A 24068-nucleotide genomic window follows, 5' to 3' on the forward strand; every position below is an offset into this window, starting at 1 on the left:
TATCGCGGGGTGGAGCAGTTGGTAGCTCGTCGGGCTCATAACCCGAAGGTCGTAGGTTCAAGTCCTGCCCCCGCAACCAAACGTGGCGGAATAGCTCAGCTGGCTAGAGCATTCGGTTCATACCCGAAGTGTCGTAGGTTCAAGTCCTATTTCCGCTACCAAAAGTAAGAACTCACATTTTGTGAGTTCTTTTTTTATGCAATAGAACTGATTATAAGTCTAAAAAGTGAGTTTTGGATATTTAGCAAAACCCCTTTTGCTTTATGTCTTTCTTTTTGACAAATTAGTGTGGAAGCTTAAATATGACTAAAAGTTTTCATCAAATACCCTTAATTATACTGTTAACACGACAATTTTGAATGGCTAATAGAAAGTATTGAAAAGTTAATTAGAGATTCTTATCCACAATATATATTGAATTTGTGAACATAAGCTCAATATATTGTGGATAATTTAATTTTACAATTTAATGTACAAATGTCCGTTTATAAAAATAAAAAGGGATTGTTGTCCTATGAAAAATTGCCTTCAATACAGCAACTGACATTTATTTACAGTTGATTTTGCTATAATAAAGCTACCCTTTAAAAGTTAGGGTTAGGTCATATTTAGATAATAAACAGACAATTTATTAGTAAGGGGGTATTTCGATGCAGTATGGTATGGAAATTACATCATATAAAAGAAGTAGAAAAGTTGAAAAAAGTGAAGGGGTAAGTAAGTATAAAGATTATATAGAAGTGCTAACTTATTTTGGAATGGCCTTCTTTATTAGTAGGGTTATCTTAATAAATAATTGGACACCTTTTGGTATGGCCTTTGTAGTTTCCATGGTCTTAAGCAGAGTGGATAATATACCTATAATAGCTGCTGCTGGATCCCTATTAGGATATTTATCTATATTTAACAATGCAGATAATGTACCATACTATATATTAGCTCTTGGCAGCATAATTTTTGGAGCTTATTATTTTAGAAATATAACAAAGTCAAAAAGATTAGTACTCTTTGTTGTAATACTTTTAATTGAAGCTATAGGCTATAATATGTTTTTATATTCAAATTCTGCCGCTGGTAATATTTTTTCTAACGTGGCTGAAGTGATATGCATTTTGCCAGTATATTATATTATCCAATGCGCTATGTTATGCCTAAAAAAGGTAAATACCAAGTATGTATTTAGCAATGAGGAGATTATAAGCATAACTATGGTAATGGCTCTAGTTATATCCGGAACTTGGGGAATAAGCTTTTTTGGCATATCTTTACAGAATATAATTACTTTTATTTTTGTTGCGGTATGCGCTTACATAAATGGCAGTTCCACAGGTGCCTGCATTGGTGTAGCTGTAGGCTTAATAGTAGGCATGACCAAGGATGATTTAGTTATGAATATAAGTATTTTTGCATTATGTGGATTTGCTGTAGGATTGTTTAGAGAAGCTAGTAAACTGTTAAGTGTTTTGGGATTTATAATATCTTTTTTCATTTTGAAATTGTATTCAGATTCAGTGTTAGATTTCAAGCTAATAGAAGTTCTTATATCATCTGCAATTTTAGTGAGTCTGCCGGATAAGCTTTATAATATATTAGCCTTAGAGTTTAATTGGGAAAGAAAGAGTGACGTTATTAACAGTAACCATACTGAGGCTATGAGAGATGTATTTATTGAGAAGCTAAGTAGCTTTTCAGATATACTATTTAGTATGTCCTATACTATTAAAAATTTAGTTAACAATGATAAGCTACAATTAAAAAATAAAAGTAGCGCCTTAGTTGAAAATTTGGCGGATAGGGTCTGTGCCGGTTGCAGTATGAATTCTATGTGTTGGAAGAGAGAAATATATTATACTTATACAGCCTTTGGTGAGTTGATTCAAAATTATTATGAAAATAGAAAAATTTTTCCCGACGAGCTAGAGAAAAAGTGCATAAATAAATCTTTGCTAATAAAAAACACTGAAGATATAATTAATAACTTTATTAATAATGAAATTTGGAGAAATAAATTAGTTGAAGGAAGGCAACTTATTGCTAATCACTTGGATAATATAGCGCAAAGCGTACAGGAAATGGTGGAGGATTTTGATGCTAATATAGCTTTTAAGGATCAGACTGAAAAATATATTAAGAAATCTCTAGAAAAAGCGGGAATACAATTTTTAAATGTTTTCTGCATGCAAGATAAAAATAGAAGGACCAATGTAAAAGTAGTATTACGTAATAGTTGTAATAAAGAGTTTTGTGATAATAAATTGTTGCCTCTAATTAATAGTGCTACAGGATTAAAAATGAGTATAGCAAATTATGATGATGTTGGGGAAAAAGAGCAGGATTATAGTACGGTGGTTTTTGAAGAGACTCCAAAGTTTAATGTATTAACTTACGTAGAGAGTGAATGTAAATATGGAGAAAACTTTAATGGAGATAGCTATGGTTATGGAAAGTTAAGAGATGGTATGTACATGATAGTTCTAAGTGACGGCATGGGATCTGGTCCGGAAGCAAGTGGTGAGAGCAAGGCTGCGGTAAAATTAATAGAAAAATTTGCAGCAGCAGGTTTTTCTAGAGAAATTGCTGTAAATACAGTGAATGCTATAATGACTATGAAGTTTTCAGAGGAAGAGAAGTTTTCTACATTAGATATTGTAAATATTGATAGTTATACAGGAGATTTAACTATGATGAAGGTAGGAGCTGTATCCACCTTTATTAAGAGGGCTGGAAAGGTAGATGTTATAAATTCAAAAACCCTTCCTATGGGAGTTTTAGATAAGGTTGATATTGATGTTATTGAAAGAAAAGTATTTGATGGAGATCTACTAATTATGTTTAGTGATGGGGTATTAGAATGTGAAGGCAACAGTGATTTGATGGAAAATTGGATAATTAACTACTTAGAAGAGAATGAGGAAGATGATATTGCAAATATAGCTAAAACAATTATTAGTAGAGCTAAAGAAGTTAATAACGGCAAGGCTAAGGATGATATGACTGTAATAGTATCAAAGATTTCTACCTGTTAAAGAAGGATGGCCGGCGGCCATCTTTTATTATGCTTTTAACACAATAAGAAGTCATAAAGTGAGTCTTATTTTAGGAATTAAGGGACAAATTTTAAAATATATATTATAATATTGACAGAATATTAAAAGTAATGGGTATAATCTATTGTATTTGAAATTAATAAAGTAAGATAATTCGAGGTGTGAGCTTTGCTTCAAAAGGTAATTAATTATATTGACCAGTATAATATGCTCCATAATGGTGATAAGGTTATTGTGGCCCTTTCCGGTGGGCCTGATTCAATGTGTTTAGTACATATATTAAAGAAACTGCAGGAAAGGTACAATATAAAATTGTACGCAGCTCATGTAAATCATTGCCTTCGGGGAGCAGAGGCAGATGCGGATGAAGAATATGTAAGGGGTTTTTGTAAAAATGCTAATATAGATTTTTATTCAAAAAGAATAGATATTAATGAATTGGCTAGGATTACCAATACATCTACAGAAACTGCAGGCAGAGAAGCAAGATATGCTTTTTTTAATGAGTTAAAAGAAAAGCTAGGTGCCAATTTAATAGCTTTAGCTCATAACGCCAACGATCAGGCTGAGACCATTTTGATGAGAATTATAAGAGGTACTGGTATGGAAGGCTTAAGAGGTATAAGACCCGTTAGAGATGGAATATATATACGACCTATATTAATACTTACCAGAGAGGAAATAGAGGAGTATTGTCGTATTAACAAATTGAATCCAAGAATTGATAAAAGCAACTTTGAAAAGATCTATAATAGAAATAAAATAAGACTGGAGTTAATTCCTTATTTACAGGAAAATTTTAATAAAGACATATTAAATACTGTTAATAGACTTTCAGAAATAATAAGCAAGGATCAGGATTATTTAGAAGAGGTTGCAGAGAAAAAATATAAGGAGTATTGCTCAATCATAGGTGAGAAGATCGGCTTAGATCAGCAATTAATAAATGAGCATGAAGCTATTGTTACTAGAGTTATTAGAAGAGCTCTTAAAGATATAAAGGGAGATCTAAAGAATATAGAATTAGTACATATAAATGAAATTATGGAGCTTTTTTCTATGGGGACAGGTAAAATGATAACTTTACCAGAAGGGATAATAGCGGAAAAGGTATATACAGAGATTTTCTTTTATAAGAAGAAGGGTAATAATCTTAGTAATGAGCTAAAAGATGAGATTATTATTTTTGATAAGGAAAAATTTCAGCAACCTTCTATAGTTAAAGCCATTGATGGAATGAATGTAAAAATATCTCTTAGAATAGTAACAAAGGATGAAGTGGTAGATTTTTCACAAGATCCATATAAAAAGTATTTTGATTATGATAAAATTAATAGGTATATTTCTATAAGAACAAGACAGGAGGGTGATAGATTTACACCTTATGGCATGAAGGGGAGCAAGAAATTAAAGGATTTATTTATAGACTTAAAAATTCCAAAGGAAGAGAGAAATACATTACCATTGGTATGCTTCGATAAAGAGATAGCTTGGATAGTAGGATATAGGGTTAGTAATAAATATATAGTTACCAAAAACACCAATTATATTTTAGAAATAAAAATTGAGAAAGGGGAAAACTAGATGATAAAGGACATTAAAGAAATACTATTGGACGAGGAAAAACTAAAAGAAAAAATTAATGAACTTGGGGCTCAAATTAGCAAAGATTATGAAAATCAGGAATTAGTACTTATTGGCGTTCTTAAAGGCTCTGTTATGTTTATGTCAGATTTAATGAAGCGTATAACTATTCCATGTTGTATGGATTTTATGGCCGTTTCTAGTTATGGAAACTCTACTGAGACTTCAGGTGTGGTAAGAATACTAAAAGATTTAGACTACGACATTGAAGGAAAGGATGTACTTATAGTAGAGGATATTATAGATTCTGGTATTACTTTGAAGTATTTAATAGAGTACTTAAAGGCTAGAAAACCTAGTTCTATAGAAGTTGTATGTCTTCTAAATAAACCAGAAAGAAGAAGAGTAGATATAGATGTAAAATATCAAGGCTTTGAAGTGCCAGACAGTTTCTTGGTGGGCTATGGGCTTGATTATGCTGAAAAGTATAGAAATTTACCTTATATTGGGATACTTAAGGAAGAAGTATATCAAAAATAATAACTGAAGAGAAAGGTTATTGTGCTTTAATGAGCCAAAAGGGATAAGTAATTTGCTGTAATAAAATTATTGTAAAGAAAATACCTATATGATACAATTTTATAGTATCAAATAGAATAGTATTATTGAAAGGGGGGCCAGAATTGAAGAAATTATCTAGTGCAACACTCTGGCTTGTAGCATTAATAGTCATAATTTTAGTAGCAGTTGCCGTAGTGGGTGAAAGCAAGAGCTCCAACACATTAACTGTTAACGAGTTCGAAAAGGCGTATAAGGAAGAAAAACTTAAATCTATGGAGATTTCTGAAGATAGAATGATCGTAACCGGCCTGCTGAAAGATAATAGAACTTATCAAGCAGTAGTACCATATGAAAGATTGCTTCAAATAATAGAAAAATACCCTGATGTAAATGATATACAGGAAACATATATAAAACCAACTAGTGTTCCATTTTGGATACAATATCTACCTACAATATTACTTATCGTTATGTTAGTGGCATTTTGGTTTTTATTTATGCAGCAGTCCCAAGGTGGTGGAGCTGGCCGCGGAGTGATGAACTTTGGAAAGAGTAGAGCCAAGATGGCTTCTCCAGACAAAAAGAAAGTGACTTTCGCAGATGTGGCTGGAGCTGATGAAGAAAAAGCAGAATTAGCTGAAATTGTAGATTTCTTAAAGAATCCTAAAAAGTATACTGATATGGGTGCCAGAATACCTAAGGGGGTACTTTTAGTAGGACCACCAGGAACTGGTAAGACTTTGTTGGCAAAGGCAGTATCAGGAGAAGCAGGTGTTCCTTTCTTTAGTATATCTGGTTCTGACTTTGTGGAAATGTTCGTTGGTGTTGGTGCATCAAGGGTAAGAGACTTGTTTGAGCAGGCAAAGAAGCATCCTTCAAGTATAGTATTCATCGATGAAATTGACGCAGTAGGTAGACAAAGAGGTGCTGGTTTAGGTGGCGGACATGATGAAAGAGAACAGACACTAAATCAATTATTAGTTGAAATGGATGGGTTTGGTGTAAATGAGGGCATAATTATTATAGCTGCTACTAATAGACCAGACATACTTGATCCAGCTTTATTAAGACCAGGTAGATTTGACAGACAAATTGTTGTAGCTGCTCCAGATGTTAAAGGTAGAGAAGAGATCTTAAAAGTTCACTCAAGAAATAAAAAGCTTGAGAATGATATAAGATTAGATGTTTTAGCTAAGAGTACTTCAGGATTTACTGGGGCAGATTTAGAGAATTTGATGAATGAAGCTGCATTATTAGCAGTTAGAAACAATAAAAAATCAATAGGTCAAGCAGAGTTAGAAGAAGCTGTAACAAGAGTTGTAGCAGGACCAGAAAAGAAGAGCAGAGTTATTCATGAGTATGATAAAAAGATTACTGCTTACCATGAGGCAGGTCATGCCATTGTAGCAAAGCTTCTACCTAATGCGGACCCTGTTCACCAAATAAGCATAATTCCAAGAGGAATGGCTGCAGGATATACTATGAGCCTTCCTAAGGATGATAAGACCCATGTTTCCAAAGGCTATCTTTTAGACCAGATGGTAGTTTTACTTGGTGGTAGGGCTGCAGAAAAATTAGCTTTAGAGGACATTTGTACTGGAGCTCAAAACGATATAGAAAGAGCAACAGCCATAGCTAGAAAGATGGTTATGGAATATGGTATGAGTGATGAAATAGGACCTATGTCCTTAGGAACAGACCAAAATGAAGTTTTCTTAGGAAGAGACATTGGTAGAGGAAGAAACTTTAGTGAAGAGGTTGCTTCAGTTGTTGACAGAGAAATTAAGAAACTTATTGATGATTCCTATAATAAAGCTCTAAAGCTATTGGAAGAAAATATGAATAAACTTCATGCGGTTGCACAAGCCTTACTTGAAAAAGAAAAGCTTGAAGCAAACGAATTTGAAGAAATATATAATGCTACAGTTTAAGGATGACGAAAGTCATCCTTATTCTATAAGGAGGGGGAATTCTTAATGAAAAGCGATATAGAAATTGCACAAAGTGCATCTATGGACAAAATAGTAAATATAGCTGAAAGAATAGGCCTTACAGAAGATGACATTGACTTATATGGAAAATACAAATGTAAAATTAACTTAGAAGTGTTAGAGAAAAAGAAAGAAAGACCTGATGGAAAGCTTATACTTGTTACTGCTATTAATCCTACTCCTGCAGGAGAAGGAAAATCTACAGTTACAGTTGGACTTGGGCAAGCATTGTGTAAATTGGGGAAAAATGCAATTATAGCTTTAAGAGAACCTTCTTTAGGTCCTGTATTTGGTGTGAAGGGAGGAGCTGCTGGTGGAGGATACTCACAGGTAGTTCCTATGGAAGATATAAATCTACATTTTACTGGCGATTTTCATGCTATCACCGCAGCTAATAATTTATTATGTGCAGCTATAGACAATCATATTCATCAAGGAAACGCCTTGGATATTGACGCAAGAAGAATTACCTTTAAAAGAGTAATGGACATGAACGATAGAGCCTTAAGACAAACGGTTGTTGGTTTAGGAGGCAAGATTAATGGATTTCCAAGAGAAGATGGTTTCATGATTACAGTAGCCTCAGAAATTATGGCTATTCTTTGCTTGGCAAAGGATTTGATGGATTTAAAAGAGAGATTTGCCAATATTATTGTAGCTTATAATACTAAAGGGGAGCCTATATATTGTAGAGATCTAAAGGTAGAAGGTGCTATGGCTCTATTGATGAAAGATGCCATAAAACCTAATCTAGTGCAGACTCTAGAACATACACCAGCTATTATTCATGGAGGTCCTTTTGCTAATATAGCTCATGGTTGCAATAGTATAATAGCTACTAAAATTGCTCTAAAGCTTGGAGATTATGTAGTTACAGAAGCAGGTTTTGGTGCTGATTTAGGTGCTGAGAAGTTCTTAGATATTAAGTGCCGTTTTGGTGGATTAGTTCCAAATTGTGTTGTTATAGTAGCTACAATCAGAGCCTTAAAACATCATGGTGGAGTAAAGAAAGAAAATTTAAATGTTCCAGATGTGGATGCTTTAGCTAGAGGGGTGGAAAACTTACATAAGCAAATAGAAAACATTCAAAAGTATGGAATTACTCCAGTAGTAGCTATTAATAAATTTGTTACCGATAGTGAAGAAGAAATTAAATTTATTGAAGAATTTTGTAACTCTTTAGGAGTAAAGGTTGCTCTTGCAGAAGTTTGGGAAAAGGGAGGAGATGGAGGTATTGACTTAGCAAAGGCAGTACTAGATGTAGTAGAAAACACTGTTCCTAATTTCAAATATTTGTATGATGACAAATTAAGCATTAAAGAAAAAATGAACATTATAGCTAAAGAAATATATGGTGCTTCTGAAGTAAGATATAGCAAGAATGCAGAAAAGCAGATAGAAAGCTTGGAAGCTCTTAACTTAGATAAGAAGCCTATCTGTGTAGCTAAAACTCAGTATTCTTTATCTGACAACCCACAGCTTCTTGGAAGACCAGAAGGATTCATTGTAAATGTACAAGAGGTAAGAGTTTCTAACGGTGCAGGTTTTATTGTAGTTTTAACTGGTGATATAATGACTATGCCAGGACTACCAAAGGTGCCTGCAGCAGAAAAAATGGATATATTACCGGATGGATCAATTGTAGGATTATTCTAATTCTTATCCACCAATATTTAACCTTGTATAGGATATTCTATACAAGGTTAAATTATTTATAATAATTTTTTTATTAACATAAGTTTTACTAAATACACAAATGATCTTGCTTGTGTTAATATTGTAAGTGTATCACTTATGAAGTTAAACTAGGAGGGGATATATATGGAGGGCTTTGAAGAGTTAAACTTAAGAAGATCCATGATAAACTCTATAGAAAGCTCTGAGGAAGCAGGAGAACAGTACAAAAAGTCCGTTGCTAGAAAAAGGATTGAAAAGCTGTTGGATGAAAACTCCTTTGTAGAGATAGGTTCCCTATCTCAGAAGAAGGGAGTAGGGGTAATAACCGGTTATGGAACTATTAACAATAGATTAGTATATGTGTATAGTCAAGATGCAGCTAAAAGTGGAGCTGTTATGAATAAAAGAAATTGTGAGAAGATATTAAACATATTAAAGCTTTCTCTAAAAATGGGTGCCCCTGTGATTCAAATTTTAGATTCTGTTGGGGGAGATATAGAGGAAGGTATGCAGCTATTATCTTATTATAGCTCTATATTTAATGTTCAGACTAAGCTAAGCGGTGTAGTGCCTCAAATTTCCGTAGTTTGTGGAGCATGTATAGGGGCCGCCGCTTTATCAGCTTGTATAAGTGATGTTGTAATTATGACAAAGGAAGCAGAATTAGCCCTTAATTCTAAAGAGAGAATTGAAAGAGTTAGCGGTACATATTCTGATTTATATACTTATGCCAAGGGTGGAGCTACAGGAAAAAGTGGTAGTGCTGAAATGGTAGTTGAAACAGATGCAGAAGCATTAGAGATGGTAAGAAGTGTTTTATCTTATTTGCCTCAAAATAATTATCAAGTTCCAAGTTTTCAAGTTATGCAGGCAGAAGAAAGTGTTAGTGATGAAATAGATAGTATATATTTATCTGGAAAGCTTAGCTATAAAGAGTTGTTGGAGTATATTGCAGACAAGGACAGTATATTAGAAATTGATAATAAGATGGGTACAAAGATATATACTGGCTTTGTTAAATTGAGAGGATTAAGCTTAGGTGTTATAGCAAGTAAAGATTTAGAAGATGGCTATATTAGTATTAAAGATTGCGAGAAAGTTACGAGATTTGTAAAAATTTGTGATGCTTTTAACATATCCATACTATCTATAGCAAATTGCAAGGGATTTTTGCCTAATCATCAGGAAGAAGCTAAAGGGGAAGTGCTATATGCTTCTAGACTTTTATATGCTTTAGCACAAGCCTCTGTTCCAAAGGTAGCTCTAATTATGGGTAATTCTATAGGTTTAGGTCATATTGTTTTTGGCAGTAAAGTGAATTTTGATATTTCTCTTGCCTTGCCAAATTCTAAAATAACAGTGGCAGAGCCTTCAGAAATAGTAAAAGAGCTTTATAGAGAAGAAATTGTTTCTGCAGATAATCCAAAGGAGAAGGAAAAGCAGTTACTCCATCAATATTTATTAGGGGAAGCAACTCCCTTTAAGGCTGTAGAAGAAGGGATTATAGATGATATTATCAAACCTTCAGAAACTAGGATTACTTTGATAAAAATCTTTGATATGCTTCAAAGCAAGAGAGAATTAAAGCCTCACAGAAAGCACGAAAGCGGCTTGATATAGAATGGGGGCCTTAAAATGATAGAACTAATTCAAGAAAATTTGATCTTTGTAATAATTTCCATATTGGCTATTTTAGCTTTGCTTATTATAGCTACTATTTCTATGGCAATTAAGCTAAATAATATAAAAGCTGAAAAAGAGCAGGAAAAGGAACAAGCTTTAGATAGGGCGGAAGTATCTTTAGATATCAGTACTTCTGATAAAAAAGGCTATGAAGAAGCTGAAGAGGAAGAAGTAGTGGCGGCTATTATAGCAGCTATTTGTGCCTATAGTGGAATGTCAGCTAATGAGTTTACTATAAAATCTATAAAAATAATAAACAGTGGTAATTCGGAATGGAGAAGACAGGGGCTGATACCTTAGATTTTTCTATTACTTGGCTTTGGAAAGATTATACATTTGGATAATATCAATTAAAATCATACATGGGAGGATTTTTATATGAAGAAATACTATGTTACTGTAAACGGCAAGAAATATGCTGTTGAAGTAGAAGAGGTAAAGGGCGATTTAGTAATACCGGAAACCTCGAAGGTAAGTGCCAATACAGAAAAGCTTATAGATAATACAGAGATTCAGACTAAAGTTGAGGAACCTAAAGTTGTAGAAAGTACTGTAGTATCAAAGGAGCCTGTAGAAGGAGAAAAAATAGAATGCCCAATGCCAGGAACCATTATTAGAATACCTGCTACGGAAGGAAGTAGCCTTAAGAAAGGCGATGTAATTATGATTTTAGAAGCTATGAAAATGGAAAATGAGATTATGGCACCTAGAGACTGTAAAGTTCTTAGTATAAATGTTGCAAAAGGTGAGCAGGTTAATACAGGGGATATATTAGCAGTGATAGAGTAAATTCTTGGTGCCTTGACAAATGCAAATTAGTTGATAAAATTATATTGTTTAGGCAATAGGAAATTTAAAAGCAGCTAAGAGGCTGCTTTTAAATTATATTAAGGGCGGTGTTATACATGATATTTGTTGTAGATGTTGGAAATACTAATATTGTACTTGGTGTTTATAAGGAAAAGAATCTTTTAGTAGATTGGAGATTATCAACAGATTCAGGAAGAACAGCAGATGAATATGGTGTTATGGTTGGACATCTTTTTCACATGAATAATCTAAATATTTCCGATGTAGAAGGAGTAATAATATCATCTGTTGTACCAAATATAATGTATAGTTTGGAACATATGATTTGGAAGTATTTTAATTTAAAACCTATGGTAGTTGGACCAGGAGTGAAAACTGGCATCAACATTAAATATGATAATCCTAAAGAGGTAGGAGCAGATAGGATAGTTAATGCAGTGGCCGCTCGTGAAATTTATAGAAAACCTTTAGTGATTATTGATTTTGGAACAGCTACTACTTTTTGTGCTGTTACAAAGAGCGGTGATTATCTTGGAGGGGCAATATGTCCTGGGTTAAAGATATCAGCAGAAGCCCTTTATGAAAGAGCTGCTAAACTTCCTAGAGTAGAAATAATACAACCGCCAACAGTTATTGCTAGAAATACTGTTACTAGTATGCAGGCTGGTTTAGTTTATGGATACACAGGGCAAGTTGATTATATTGTAGAAAAAATGAAAATGGAAATGCAAGAATATGATAAGGAATCTCCCCTAGTAGTTGCAACAGGAGGATTGGCAAAGCTTATAGCAAAAGGTTCTAAGTATATAGATATAGTAAATCCTGATCTCACATTGGAAGGATTAAGAATAATATACGAAAAAAATAAGGAGTAGATAACTTGTTCAGGATATCTAATCTAACATTTAATAATAATGTTTTTTTGGCACCAATGGCTGGATTTACAGATATAGCTTTTAGAGGACTGTGCAAGGAAATGGGCTGTGGTTTAGTTTATAGTGAAATGGTTAGTGCTAAAGCTTTATTTTATGGAAGCGACAATACGGAGAGCTTATTAAAAACTTCAGAGGAAGAAAGACCAATTGCGGTGCAGGTTTTTGGTAATGATCCTTATATTATGGCTAAGGTTTGTGAGAGATTCAATGAGGATGATAGTTTTTGTCTAGTAGATATTAATATGGGGTGTCCTGCTCCTAAAATAGTGAAAAACGGTGAAGGTTCTGCCTTGATGAAAAATCCAAAATTGGCAGCAGAAATTGTAAGAGAAGTAAAAAAAGCATCTACTAAGCCTGTAACGGTAAAGTTTAGAAAAGGTTTTACCGATGATAATATTAATGCTGTTGACTTTGCTAAGGTTTTAGAGGAAGCTGGTGCCGATGCTCTCACAATACATGGTAGAACCCGTCAGCAAATGTATGAAGGTAGGGCTGATTGGGATATAATAGCTAGAGTTAAAGAAGCTGTGACAATTCCTGTTATAGGAAACGGTGATGTGAAAACTGTTGAGGATGCTAAACTAATAACTGAAATTTCAAGCTGTGATGGTATTATGATTGGTCGTGGAAGTTTAGGAAATCCATGGATCTTTAAGCAAATAGAAGAGGCGCTTAATAACAAGCCTATCACTTGTCCGGATTGGGGACAAAAATTAGATTTATGTATACGGCATTATATGTTGGCATTGAAGTATCATGGAGAATATAAAGCGGTAAGAGAGATGAGAAAGCATCTTGCCTGGTACATAAAAGGAATGCCAAATTGCACAGAGGTAAAGAACGCTATAAATTTAGAAAATGACAGTGAAAAGGTTGTAGAAATATTACGTAATTATAAAGAGCAAATTTTGTCGTAAGCTATAAGTGTATATTTTATATTTGTAGGAATAAGTTTAATAATTTGTGTAAATATATAATAAACTATAATAATATAGTTTTGATATTCTAGTATAGGTTGACAATGATTGCTTTGCTGATTTATAATAACTTTTAAACAATTAAAAGGAGTAAATTGGTAAACTTTTGTTTATAAATAGTATTAATTCTTTTTTGTGTGAATAATGATTTAGTAGTTATAATTATAAAGGGGAGAAAGAAATGAGCGATTCAAAAAAGTATTTAATGACTTATGAAGGGGTTAAAAAGCTAGAAGAGGAATTAGAATATTTAAAGACAGTAAAAAGAAAAGAAATAACTGAAAAAATAAAAGTTGCACTTGGATATGGAGACTTAAGCGAAAACTCAGAATATGATGAGGCAAAAAATGAACAGGCCTTTGTAGAAGGAAGAATTATAACTTTAGAAAATATGCTAAGAAATGCTACTATTGTAGATGAAAGTGAAATACCATCAGATGTGGTTAGTGTAGGTTCAAGGGTAAAGGTAAAAGATTTTGAATTTGATGAAGAGGTAGAATATACTATAGTAGGTTCTGCAGAAGCGGATCCAATGAGCTATAAAATCTCTAATGAATCTCCAGTTGGAAAAGCTCTTATAGGCAAGAAAGTAGGAGAAATAGTAGAAGTGACTGTTCCAGGTGGAGTAAACAAATTTGAGATATTAGAAATCAAAAGAGATTAATCATAGGAGGGATATCAGAATGGCCAATGAGGAAACAAATATTAATGTAGAAGCTGAAGAACAGGCCTTTAATGAGCAAGTTAGACTTAGAAGACAAAAGTTAGCAGATGCTCAGGCTAATGGAAAGGACCCATTTGATGTGTACAAGGTAAACAGAACTCACACATCCGGTCAAATCAAAGAAAACTATGATGAATTAGAAAATCAAACTGTAACTGTAGCTGGAAGAATAATGTCTAAGAGAGTTCAGGGTAAGGCTGGCTTTACAGATATTCACGATAGAGACGGTAAGCTTCAATTATATATAAAAATCGACGATGTAGGTGAAGAAAGATTAAAGGAATTTAAAACTTTTGACTTAGGAGACTGGATAAGTGTTACCGGTTTTGTTTTCAAGTCCAGAACCGGTGAAATAACTATACATATAAAGGATTTCCAACTTATTTCTAAGGCTCTAAAGCCATTACCAGAAAAGTGGCATGGACTAAAGGATCCAGACCTAAGATATAGACAGAGAGAGGTTGATTTAATATCAAACCCAGAAGTTAAGGAAACCTTTATTAAGAGAACAAAGATTATTAAAGCTATAAGAGAATTTTTGGACAATAGAGGATATTTAGAAGTAGAAACCCCAATACTTTCTCCTATAGCTGGTGGTGCAGCAGCAAGACCATTTATAACCCATCATAATGCCCTTAATATAGATATGTATCTTAGAATAGCTACAGAACTATACTTAAAGAGATGTATAGTAGGTGGACTTGAAAAGGTATATGACATGGGTAAGAACTTCAGAAATGAAGGTATAGATATAAGACATAATCCAGAATTTACAATGATAGAGCTTTATGAAGCATATGCTGATTATTATGATATGATGGAAATAATGGAAAATATGGTAGCATATGTTTGCGAGAAAGTAAATGGTACTACCAAGGTTACTTATCAGGGAACTGAAATAGACTTTACTCCACCATGGAGAAGACTTACTATGGTAGATGCTGTTAAGGAATATGCAGGCATCGATTTCAACGAGATAAAGACTGATGAAGAGGCTAGGGCAATTGCAAAGGAAAAGAATCTTGAGTTTAAGAAGGATTTGAAGGACTGCACAAAGGGAGATATATTAAATGCTTTATTTGAGGAATATGCAGAAGAGCATTTAATACAACCAACCTTTATAATGGATTATCCTATAGAAATTTCTCCTCTTACAAAGAAAAAGAGAGGAAATCCTGACTTTACAGAAAGATTTGAAGGCTTTGTCTTTGGTAGAGAGATTTGCAATGCTTATTCAGAGTTAAATGATCCAATAGTTCAAAGAGAAAGATTTAAACAGCAGGCTAAGGAAAGAGAGCTAGGGGACGATGAAGCTTATGTAATAGACGAAGAGTTCATGAGTGCCCTAGAAACTGGTATGCCTCCAACTGGTGGTTTAGGAATAGGTATAGATAGATTAGTAATGTTCCTTACTGATTCTTACTCAATCAGAGACGTTATCTTGTTCCCAACTATGAAGCCACTATAATTTAGAACTTACAACTTAGAAGTAATTTAAAATCAAAGGGCTTTTTCCTAGGTATGCTAGGAAAGGCTCTTTTTATTTATCAGTGTTATTATTATATGCAGTTTTTGTGCATACTTACATATATATTAGTTGGGGATTTTAGGTAAAATGAGTAGTTTGACCAATAGAGATTATTAATTTGTAATGTAATTTATATATATTGTAAAATATTATACCTAATTACATTTGTGAGTTGTATTAAAGTATTTTCAAAAAAACTTATTATTAGTTGCGAAAACGGTTACTATAATGATGTGCTATATAATATTTAAATTATAAAGATGATGGAAGTGGTCATATGAGCAAAGCTAAAGTGATTAAAAATATTAATTATAGATAAGATAGCAGTGGAAAAGAATAATGAGTTGCATCACTGTATAGTAAATCTTATTGATACATTTATAAATATTGTCATAATAATATCAACTGTAGATATTGTACAAAGATCAATATATGAAAAAGTTATTAAAATATCAAATTACATTTTAGTATTATTGACTATATTTATTTTTCTTATTGCTGATATATCCATAAATATAGCTGTAAAGAAAAAGAAAGGATAAGGAGCTATTTATAATGAAAAAATAAAAAGTTTATAATCATTATATTTCTTTGTAGAATCTTATCTGCCTGCGGAAGTTCTAATAACAATGAAGATAAAAAGCCAGTTGTCAATGACAAGGAAGTTATCGATGTTGAAGAATATAGTATTAGTGAATTGAGCAAAAAATACTGCATAGTTATGGCTTATGGTGATTTTGATAGCATTTCTAATAACTTTTCCCATGAATTGAAAAAAGCTTTAACAAAACAAGAACTAAAAAAAGCATGGAATAGTACAGTTGAAGGTGTTGGCTACTATATTGATATCAATTCTGTAAAAGAAGAAGGTAATAATGTTCAAGTTATATTAGAATACTGAAATAGAGGGTTAAGGGTATCTTTGTCCTATGCAGAAAGTGAGTCTCTTAGAGGAATCTACTTAATTTATGCTGCTATTGAAAAGCAATTAAGCGATGAAGAGAAGAAGAATTTAAGTTATACTGAAATTAAGTTAACTGTTAGCAAATATAAGTTAGATGGAATATTAACTATTCCTAAGGATACTGAGAATTCAGCGGTAGTGGTGATGCTTCAAGGATCAGGATCCTAAAATTATAATGAAGAAGTAAATGGATTTACTCCTTTTAAAGATATATCTATAGGTTTATCATAATCAGGTATTGCAAGCTTAAGATTTAATAAGAGATTTTATCAGTTTCCAAACTTGTATAACGAAAATTCCACAATCAATGATGAAATTTTGGATGATGTTAATGATGCAATTAAAGAGCTGGGCGAAAATAAATCTTATAAATTTGACAAAATATCTATATTAGGACATAGTTTAGGCGCTATGTTAGGCCCTAAGATAGCCTATGATAATAAGGAGGTAAGTGGTTTTATTTCACTGGCTGGCTCACCAAGAAAACTAGAAGATATAATATCTATAAAGTCTACTTCAAAGGAAAAATATTTTGATCTTAGTGCTGTTTATTGGAATAGTTTAAATAATATAAAATATGAAGAACTAGTTAATAGTATAGATATTCCTGTTTTAATTTTGCATGGGACAGAGGATAAACAAGTTTTTGCAGATAATGACTATAAACTTTTGAAAGAAGTGTATGCTAACAAGAAAGCTACCTTCAAATTATATGATGGACTAAATCATTTGTTTATGAAGGATAAGGAAGAAAATGTGGATAATCAAGTAATTAATGATATTACCAATTGGATATTGGACATAAGATAAATACCGTTAATAAAATACTAAAAATAATTAAAAAATAAATATAAAATACTATTGCATTTTTATTAAAAGTTGATATAATAATTAATGTACTAAGCGTTCCGCGATAGCTCAATGGTGGAGCATTCGGCTGTTAACCGAAGGGTTGGAGGTTCGAGTCCTCTTCGCGGAGCCATTTTTATTTTTTGAAAAAAGATAATTAAAATAAAAGAAAAACAGGCTTTGCCTGTTTTTTATGTAAAACATAAAAAATAAATTAGCCTTTGTGAGTGTAGTGCTGACGTTAGTCAGCAACGGAGCCTTTATGTCACGAAACTGGATGTTATTGAATAGATATTCCGCGATAGCTTAATGGTGGAGCATTCGGCTGTTAACCGAAGGGGTTGAAGACCTAAATGGTCTTCAACGGGTGGCATGCCGATGGTAATCGGCGTTTTATGACACCCCGGACGGAGTGTTCGAGTCCTCTTCGCGGAGCCATTTTTATTTTTTGATAATTGGGCAAGGATTACAGCAGGCGATAGCCTGTTTTTTATATTGACAAATACTATTAGTTTGATAAAATTATACTAAATTGAATATTTGTTATACGATGATAAAGAGGAGTAGCTTTATTAATTTTTCAGAGAGATGGTGTTTGGTGCGAACCATTAAATTGTAAAGTGAAGGGCGCTTTTGAGTATGTGTTTATGAGAGCAGGGCTTATGCCAAAAAGGGTGGAACCGCGGTAAAACCGTCCCTTATGGTATAAGGCCTTTTTTAGTTTATAAATAATGAAGGAGGATTAGAAAATGGCTGTTGAAAAAACTATGGATAAACTTGTAGCGCTATGCAAAGGTAGAGGTTTTATATATCCAGGTTCTGAGATCTATGGAGGATTGGCTAATTCATGGGATTATGGTCCTTTAGGAGTAGAATTTAAAAATAATGTTAAGAAGGCTTGGTGGAAAAAGTTTGTTCAGGAGAGTCCTTATAATGTAGGAGTTGACTGTGCTATACTAATGAACACTGAAGTATGGGTTGCTTCAGGACACGTTGGCGGTTTCTCCGATCCTTTAATGGATTGTAAAGAGTGTAAGGCTAGATTTAGAGCGGATAAATTAGTAGAGGATTATATGACTGAAAATGGTGCTGAAGTGGCATCAGCTGATGGATGGACAAATGAGGAGCTAAAGCAATTTATAGATGAAAAAGGAATAGTTTGTCCTAAGTGCGGTAAAAAGAACTTTACAGATATCAGAAAGTTTAATCTTATGTTTAAAACTTTCCAAGGTGTAACAGAAGATGCTAAGTCTGAACTATATCTTAGACCAGAAACTGCTCAAGGTATTTTTGTAAACTTTAAAAATGTTCAAAGAACTTCAAGAAAGAAGATTCCTTTTGGAATTGCTCAAATAGGAAAGTCCTTTAGAAATGAAATAACTCCAGGTAATTTTACTTTTAGAACAAGAGAATTTGAACAGATGGAACTAGAATTCTTCTGTGAACCAGGAACTGATTTAGAATGGTTCAAGTATTGGAAGGATTACTGCTGGAACTTCCTTTTAAGCCTTGGCATAAAGGAAGAAAATTTAAGAATTAGAGATCATAGCCCTGAAGAACTTTCTTTCTATAGTAATGCAACATCTGATATAGAATATTTATTCCCATTTGGATGGGGTGAGTTGTGGGGTATAGCAGATAGAACTGACTATGACCTAAAACAGCATCAAAATCATTCAGGAGAAGATATGAGCTATTTAGATCCTAATACTAATGAAAGATATATACCTTACTGTGTTGAGCCTTCATTAGGAGCAGATAGAGTAGCTTTAGCCTTCTTGGCAGATGCTTATGATGAAGAAGAATTAGAAGGTGGAGATGTAAGAACAGTATTAAGACTACATCCAGTACTAGCTCCATTTAAGGCTGCAGTATTACCTTTAAGCAAGAAGCTTTCAGAAAAGGCCTTAGAAGTATACGATAGATTAAGAAAGAGCTTTAATGTAGACTATGATGAGGCAGGAAGTATAGGAAAGAGATATAGAAGACAGGATGAAATAGGTACACCATTCTGTATAACTATAGACTTTGATACTTTAGAAGATAACACTGTAACTGTTAGAGATAGAGATTCCATGAATCAGGTAAGATTAAGCATCGATGAATTAGAAAGCTTTATTAATGAAAAGATGATCTTTTAATAAGAGGGTGTCGCAATACTACTCATTGAGTAGTTTGTGACACTCTTATTTTTGAGGTGGAATCTGATCTATACAGGAATACTCAGATTCCAGTTATATATATTTCTTATTTTTCTCTAAAAAATCTTCAAAGAGAATAAGTATAGCACGTATTTCAATTCATATGGGATTTCCTCTAGAAGGAATATTTCTCAGTATATACTTAATTATTATTTTCACATTTTTACATCTTGGTGTTATAATAAATTATAAAAAGGACATTATTAGTAAACAGGTAGGTTTGATTGGGAGGAATAGTTTGATATGAAAAAGGATTTCAAAGAGTTTAAGGCTTTTATTAAGAATAAAAAAACTGCGGTGGTAGGCATTGGTGTTAGCAATATTCCGTTGATTAATTTTTTAATTGAATTAGGAGCAAAGGTTACTGCCTTTGATAAAAAGTCTCTAGAAGATTTGGGTGATGTAGGAAGAGATTTTATAAATAAAGGCGTAGAGCTTTCTTTAGGAGAAAATTATTTAGATAGTTTAAAGGGTTTTGATGTAGTGTTTAAAACTCCTTCTATGAGGATCGATAGCCCAGCGCTACAAAGAGCTAAAGCAGAGGGAGCTTATATAACATCAGAGATGGAAGAGTTTATGAGATATTGTCCAGCTAAAATTTATGCTGTCACCGGCAGTGATGGCAAAACTACAACTACATCTATAATTTACAATCTTTTAAAGGAACAAGGTTTTAAAACTTGGGTAGGTGGGAACATAGGAACACCTTTATTTTCTAAAATTGAAGAGATTACACCGCAGGATAGGGTTGTTCTGGAGCTATCCTCTTTTCAATTAATGACCATAAATGTATCTCCAGAAGTTGCTGTTATAACAAATATAACTCCTAACCATTTGGATATGCACAAGGATATGGAAGAATATATAGATGCTAAAAGGAATATCTTTAGGTATCAAGGGCAAGAAGATATATTAGTCCTTAATAGGGAAAACGACATAACCAATTCCTTCCAAACAGAGGCGAAGGCTAAAATCAGACTTTTCAGTAGCAAAACAGAAATAACTGATGGTGGATTTTATAAGGATGGAGCCTTATTTATAGATGGACATGAAGTTTGTAAGAAAGATGAAATTACTATTAAAGGAATGCATAATGTAGAAAACTACTTAGCAGCATTTTTAGCAGTTAAAGACGAAGTTTCAAGAGAAGTAATGAAAAAGATAGCTGTTGAATTTAAAGGTGTAGAACATAGAAATGAGTTAATAAGGGAAGTTAAAGGAGTAAAATACTATAATGATTCTATAGGAAGTAGTCCTACTAGAACTTTAGCTACTATATCTGTTTTTGATAAGCCTGTAATTTTGATTGCTGGAGGATATGACAAGCATATACCTTTTGAGCCCTTAGCTGAAAAAGGTTGGGACAAGGTAAAAAGCCTAGTCTTGCTAGGGGACACTAAAGATAAAATAAAAGAGGTATTCTTAAAGGTTATAAGGGAAAGAAATATAAATATACCTATATTTATGACAGGTTCTTTAGAAGAAGCAGTTAAGAAGTGTCAAGAGATTGCTGAAGCAGGAGACTATGTTGTTTTATCACCAGCTTGTGCTAGCTTTGATATGTTCCCTAATTTTGAGGTAAGGGGCAATAAGTTTAAAGAAATAGTTAATAGCTTATAAAGTTTTTCTAAGTTTAATTATAGCTATAAGCAAGTTATTATACATTATATTGAAAGGTGGCTTTAGCCACTTTTCTTACTCTTTATAAAATAACTTAGCTGTAAAACTATGACTATATATTAATTAACAAAGGGGCTAATATTAATGAATATAGTTTTGATAGGTATGCCAGGTGCTGGTAAAAGTACTTTAGGAGTGCTTTTAGCAAAGGCTCTTGGTAAGGCTTTTGTAGATACGGACATTGTAATACAGCAAAATGAAGGAATGAAGCTTTATGAAATAATTGAAAGGTACGGCTTAGAAGAATTCTTGCGTATAGAGGAAAGGAATATTTTAGAGTTAAAGATAACTAATTCTATTATTGCAACTGGTGGTAGTGTTGTATACGGAAACGAAGCTATGGAGCATCTTAAAAGAAATGGATTGATAGTATATCTTAAATTAGATTACGAAGAAATTGAGAGAAGATTAAAAGATATAACTACAAGAGGAATTGCTATGGATAAAGAAACAAGCTTAAGAGAATTATATAATCAAAGAATATTTTTATATGAAAAATATGCAGATCTTATAATTGACTGTAATAATAAGTCCATAGAAAAGCTTGTAGAGGAAATAGTTAAAAGTACAAAAGACTATTAAGTTTTAATGAATGAAGTTTTTACATATTACATATAAGATGTTATAATGTAGGTAAGAAATGTTTATTTAAAGAATATATTTATTACTTGTGACATATCTTTATATAATGAGTCTTTTGAGGAGGATTTTTGATAGGATCTATATATAGTGCAATTGTATACATGAAGGAGAATTACTATGAGAGTTAGTAGAGTTGCAGTAATAGCGGATATACATGCAAATATTCATGCCTTAGAAGTGTTTATGAATTATTTGAATGCAAGGCCGGAAATAGAAATGGTTCTTAATTTAGGTGATTTTCTTCAATTGGGACCTAATCCGGCAGAAGTTTTTGATGTGGTAATGGAAGATAAGAGATTTATAAATATATTAGGGAATAACGAGATAGAACTAATAGAAACTTTAGATAAAAATGAGGATGTTGAAAGGGTACAGCATATAAATTGGACTAAGGAGAAAATAGGTACCCATAGATTAGAAAGGTTGAAAAAGATCCCGAAATCTAAGATGGTAGATTTGTACGGAAAAAAAGTTATGATGGTTCACACTGTAACAGAACAATATATTCAACAAGATCAATTTGAACAGTGTGAGTATGTGTTTATGGGTCATACACATCAACAGGCTTTAGGAAGCTATTGGAAGGAAAGAAGGGTTATGAATCCTGGATCCATAGGCTTCACTCCTAAGGGAATAGTAAACTTTGCAGTTATTGAAATTGGCGGAGGTATGATAAATTTTGTATTTAAAAATATGAGATATGATTATTCAATTCTTCAGAAGGAATTAGTAAGTTCAGATATGCCAGGATCACAAAAAATAATGAAGTATTTAATACCACCGGGTTAAAGCATAACCCGGTTTTTTATATATAAAATTAAAAAAGTATAAGAAAATCCATTAAAAGTTATATAATAAGCAAAGATAGTACAGTTATGCTTTACTATAAAAGATAAAAAAATCAATTTATCTTATATCTGTTTTTAAGTATAATATAATTTGAAGTAAGTATTAGGTTGATTTGTGATATTTTTTCTAGAAATGCATAAGGTTGAAGGAGATTAATATGGGTCATAGAGTGAATATAAGCGAGTGAAAAGGTATAAAGTGCCTATTCATAAAGGGGGAATAGAATGCGAAAGATTATAACCTTTGGAACATTAAAAGGAGGAACAGGAAAGTCTACCACGGTTTTTTCAACTAGTGGTATATTAGCTGAAAGAGGTTATAAAGTTCTAATAGTTGATGTGGACCCTCAGGCTAATATTACGTCCAATGTCGGCATAGATGAAACTATGGAAGGTTATATTGGTATTAAAGAGTTATTTGAAGATGATAGAATTCATCCTGAAAGGGCTATTATAAAAGGACCTATTCGTGAACTTCCTACTTTAGATATAATTGGGGCGTCTATGGCTTTAACTTCAACAGATATGAGAATTGTTAGTTTTCCAGGTAGAGAATATCTATTGAAAAAGTATTTTAGAAAATATAGCAGTGTTTTTAATCAATACGATTATATAATATTCGATACTAATCCTAGTATGTCAACAATAAATCAAAATAGTTTTGTAGTTAGTGATGCTATTATCATTGTATCGGACATTGGTATTAACTCATTAAAGGGGCTGGAACTATTTATAGCTCTTTGGGAGGATATAGTAGACAGGCTTAATATTGAAAATAATATTAAGGGGCTTTTAATAAATAAGTATAATCCAAAGAGTAGTATTTCTAAAGAGTTTGTAGAATATTGTCAAGAAGAAGAGGAGATTAGAAAGCTGTTATTTAATAGTTATATACCGTTAGATGAAAAAATATCCGAATGTGAGCTGTCAAGAAAACCAGTTAATATACTTTTTAAAAATTACGATATTTACAATAAATATAATGCATTTGTAGATGAATTAATTAGTAGAGTTTAAAAAGTTAGAGAAGTGAAAAAATGACAATATGTTTAGGCTAGTGATAAAAGGAACTAGCCATTAATTTTTATCTATTAGGAAAGAGATCTTTCGTTAGAGTAGCAGTTAATTGTAAAGTCCATACCGGATAGCTGCAGCAAAAATGCCACAGCCTAAAAATATTGGAGTTAATTTTGTATTGAGAAACTACAAAAATGAATGCATATTGGAAATAGGCAAATACTTATCCGGGCGTATCAATAGTAGTAAACTTGAATAAGTAGAAGCTAGATGAAGATTTTAAGAAATAATCTCTTGAAATAGAAGATGGATTTATGAAATTATTAAATATATATGATAATATATCACTT

20 protein-coding genes, 4 tRNA genes and 1 other annotated feature are annotated in these 24068 nt (G+C 32.6%); all 24 genes read left to right on the plus strand.

Features of this window, described 5'->3' with window-relative positions:
- Nucleotides 1–3 precede the first annotated feature (3 nt).
- Nucleotides 4–79 (plus strand) — tRNA-Met (locus N3C_RS05645).
- Nucleotides 80–84: 5 nt separating this feature from the next.
- A tRNA-Met gene (locus N3C_RS05650) sits at nucleotides 85–161 on the plus strand.
- 489 nt (nucleotides 162–650) lie between these two features.
- Nucleotides 651–3026, plus strand: coding sequence for a stage II sporulation protein E (spoIIE, locus tag N3C_RS05655; RefSeq protein ID WP_074365087.1), 2376 nt, complete (start codon nucleotides 651–653; stop codon nucleotides 3024–3026).
- A gap of 189 nt (nucleotides 3027–3215) precedes the next feature.
- Nucleotides 3216–4631, plus strand: a complete 1416-nt coding sequence (gene tilS, locus N3C_RS05660; RefSeq protein WP_143312607.1) for a tRNA lysidine(34) synthetase TilS — start codon at nucleotides 3216–3218, stop codon at nucleotides 4629–4631.
- On the plus strand, nucleotides 4632–5171 hold the full coding sequence (gene hpt, locus N3C_RS05665; RefSeq protein WP_074365088.1) for a hypoxanthine phosphoribosyltransferase: 540 nt from the start codon (nucleotides 4632–4634) through the stop codon (nucleotides 5169–5171).
- 143 nt (nucleotides 5172–5314) lie between these two features.
- A complete protein-coding gene (gene ftsH, locus N3C_RS05670) occupies nucleotides 5315–7123 on the plus strand; it encodes an ATP-dependent zinc metalloprotease FtsH (RefSeq protein ID WP_074365089.1) in 1809 nt (602 codons plus the stop codon).
- Between the two features lie 45 nt (nucleotides 7124–7168).
- Nucleotides 7169–8839, plus strand: coding sequence for a formate--tetrahydrofolate ligase (locus N3C_RS05675; RefSeq protein WP_074365090.1), 1671 nt, complete (start codon nucleotides 7169–7171; stop codon nucleotides 8837–8839).
- 165 nt (nucleotides 8840–9004) lie between these two features.
- Complete coding sequence (locus N3C_RS05680) at nucleotides 9005–10480, plus strand: carboxyl transferase domain-containing protein (protein ID WP_074365091.1); 1476 nt, start codon at nucleotides 9005–9007, stop codon at nucleotides 10478–10480.
- A 15-nt stretch (nucleotides 10481–10495) separates the two neighbouring features.
- Nucleotides 10496–10843 carry an OadG family protein gene (locus N3C_RS05685; RefSeq protein WP_074365092.1) on the plus strand — a complete coding sequence of 116 codons (348 nt, stop codon included), beginning with the start codon at nucleotides 10496–10498 and terminating at the stop codon, nucleotides 10841–10843.
- A 78-nt stretch (nucleotides 10844–10921) separates the two neighbouring features.
- Entirely contained in the window at nucleotides 10922–11332 is a 411-nt protein-coding gene (locus N3C_RS05690; protein WP_074365093.1) for a biotin/lipoyl-containing protein, read from the plus strand.
- A gap of 116 nt (nucleotides 11333–11448) precedes the next feature.
- Nucleotides 11449–12228, plus strand: coding sequence for a type III pantothenate kinase (locus tag N3C_RS05695; protein WP_074365094.1), 780 nt, complete (start codon nucleotides 11449–11451; stop codon nucleotides 12226–12228).
- Between the two features lie 5 nt (nucleotides 12229–12233).
- Nucleotides 12234–13205, plus strand: coding sequence for a tRNA dihydrouridine synthase DusB (gene dusB / locus N3C_RS05700; protein ID WP_278281031.1), 972 nt, complete (start codon nucleotides 12234–12236; stop codon nucleotides 13203–13205).
- Between the two features lie 241 nt (nucleotides 13206–13446).
- The gene (gene greA / locus N3C_RS05705; protein WP_074365095.1) at nucleotides 13447–13929 is read left to right on the plus strand and encodes a transcription elongation factor GreA; all 483 of its coding nucleotides are present in this window, start codon (nucleotides 13447–13449) and stop codon (nucleotides 13927–13929) included.
- A 19-nt stretch (nucleotides 13930–13948) separates the two neighbouring features.
- Nucleotides 13949–15457 carry a lysine--tRNA ligase gene (lysS, locus tag N3C_RS05710; RefSeq protein WP_074365096.1) on the plus strand — a complete coding sequence of 503 codons (1509 nt, stop codon included), beginning with the start codon at nucleotides 13949–13951 and terminating at the stop codon, nucleotides 15455–15457.
- A gap of 757 nt (nucleotides 15458–16214) precedes the next feature.
- A complete protein-coding gene (locus N3C_RS05720) occupies nucleotides 16215–16418 on the plus strand; it encodes a DUF3887 domain-containing protein (protein ID WP_074365098.1) in 204 nt (67 codons plus the stop codon).
- 21 nt (nucleotides 16419–16439) lie between these two features.
- Complete coding sequence (locus tag N3C_RS05725) at nucleotides 16440–16649, plus strand: hypothetical protein (protein WP_074365099.1); 210 nt, start codon at nucleotides 16440–16442, stop codon at nucleotides 16647–16649.
- 114 nt (nucleotides 16650–16763) lie between these two features.
- Nucleotides 16764–17291, plus strand: a complete 528-nt coding sequence (locus tag N3C_RS05730) for an alpha/beta hydrolase (protein ID WP_074365100.1) — start codon at nucleotides 16764–16766, stop codon at nucleotides 17289–17291.
- Between the two features lie 97 nt (nucleotides 17292–17388).
- Nucleotides 17389–17463: transfer RNA gene (locus tag N3C_RS05735), tRNA-Asn, on the plus strand.
- A gap of 162 nt (nucleotides 17464–17625) precedes the next feature.
- Nucleotides 17626–17768: transfer RNA gene (locus N3C_RS14990), tRNA-Asn, on the plus strand.
- Between the two features lie 103 nt (nucleotides 17769–17871).
- Nucleotides 17872–18032, plus strand: a binding site (T-box leader).
- 47 nt (nucleotides 18033–18079) lie between these two features.
- Entirely contained in the window at nucleotides 18080–19471 is a 1392-nt protein-coding gene (locus N3C_RS05740; protein WP_074365101.1) for a glycine--tRNA ligase, read from the plus strand.
- Between the two features lie 303 nt (nucleotides 19472–19774).
- On the plus strand, nucleotides 19775–21151 hold the full coding sequence (murD, locus tag N3C_RS05745) for a UDP-N-acetylmuramoyl-L-alanine--D-glutamate ligase (protein WP_074365102.1): 1377 nt from the start codon (nucleotides 19775–19777) through the stop codon (nucleotides 21149–21151).
- Between the two features lie 144 nt (nucleotides 21152–21295).
- Complete coding sequence (locus N3C_RS05750) at nucleotides 21296–21793, plus strand: shikimate kinase (RefSeq protein ID WP_074365103.1); 498 nt, start codon at nucleotides 21296–21298, stop codon at nucleotides 21791–21793.
- Nucleotides 21794–21970: 177 nt separating this feature from the next.
- The gene (locus N3C_RS05755) at nucleotides 21971–22642 is read left to right on the plus strand and encodes a metallophosphoesterase family protein (protein WP_074365104.1); all 672 of its coding nucleotides are present in this window, start codon (nucleotides 21971–21973) and stop codon (nucleotides 22640–22642) included.
- Between the two features lie 284 nt (nucleotides 22643–22926).
- Nucleotides 22927–23718 (plus strand): ParA family protein, encoded by a 792-nt coding sequence (locus N3C_RS05760; protein WP_074365105.1) that lies wholly within the window; start codon nucleotides 22927–22929, stop codon nucleotides 23716–23718.
- Nucleotides 23719–24068 lie beyond the last annotated feature (350 nt).

Source organism: Clostridium sp. N3C, assembly GCF_900095445.1.
GTDB lineage: Bacteria > Bacillota > Clostridia > Clostridiales > Clostridiaceae > Clostridium_AU.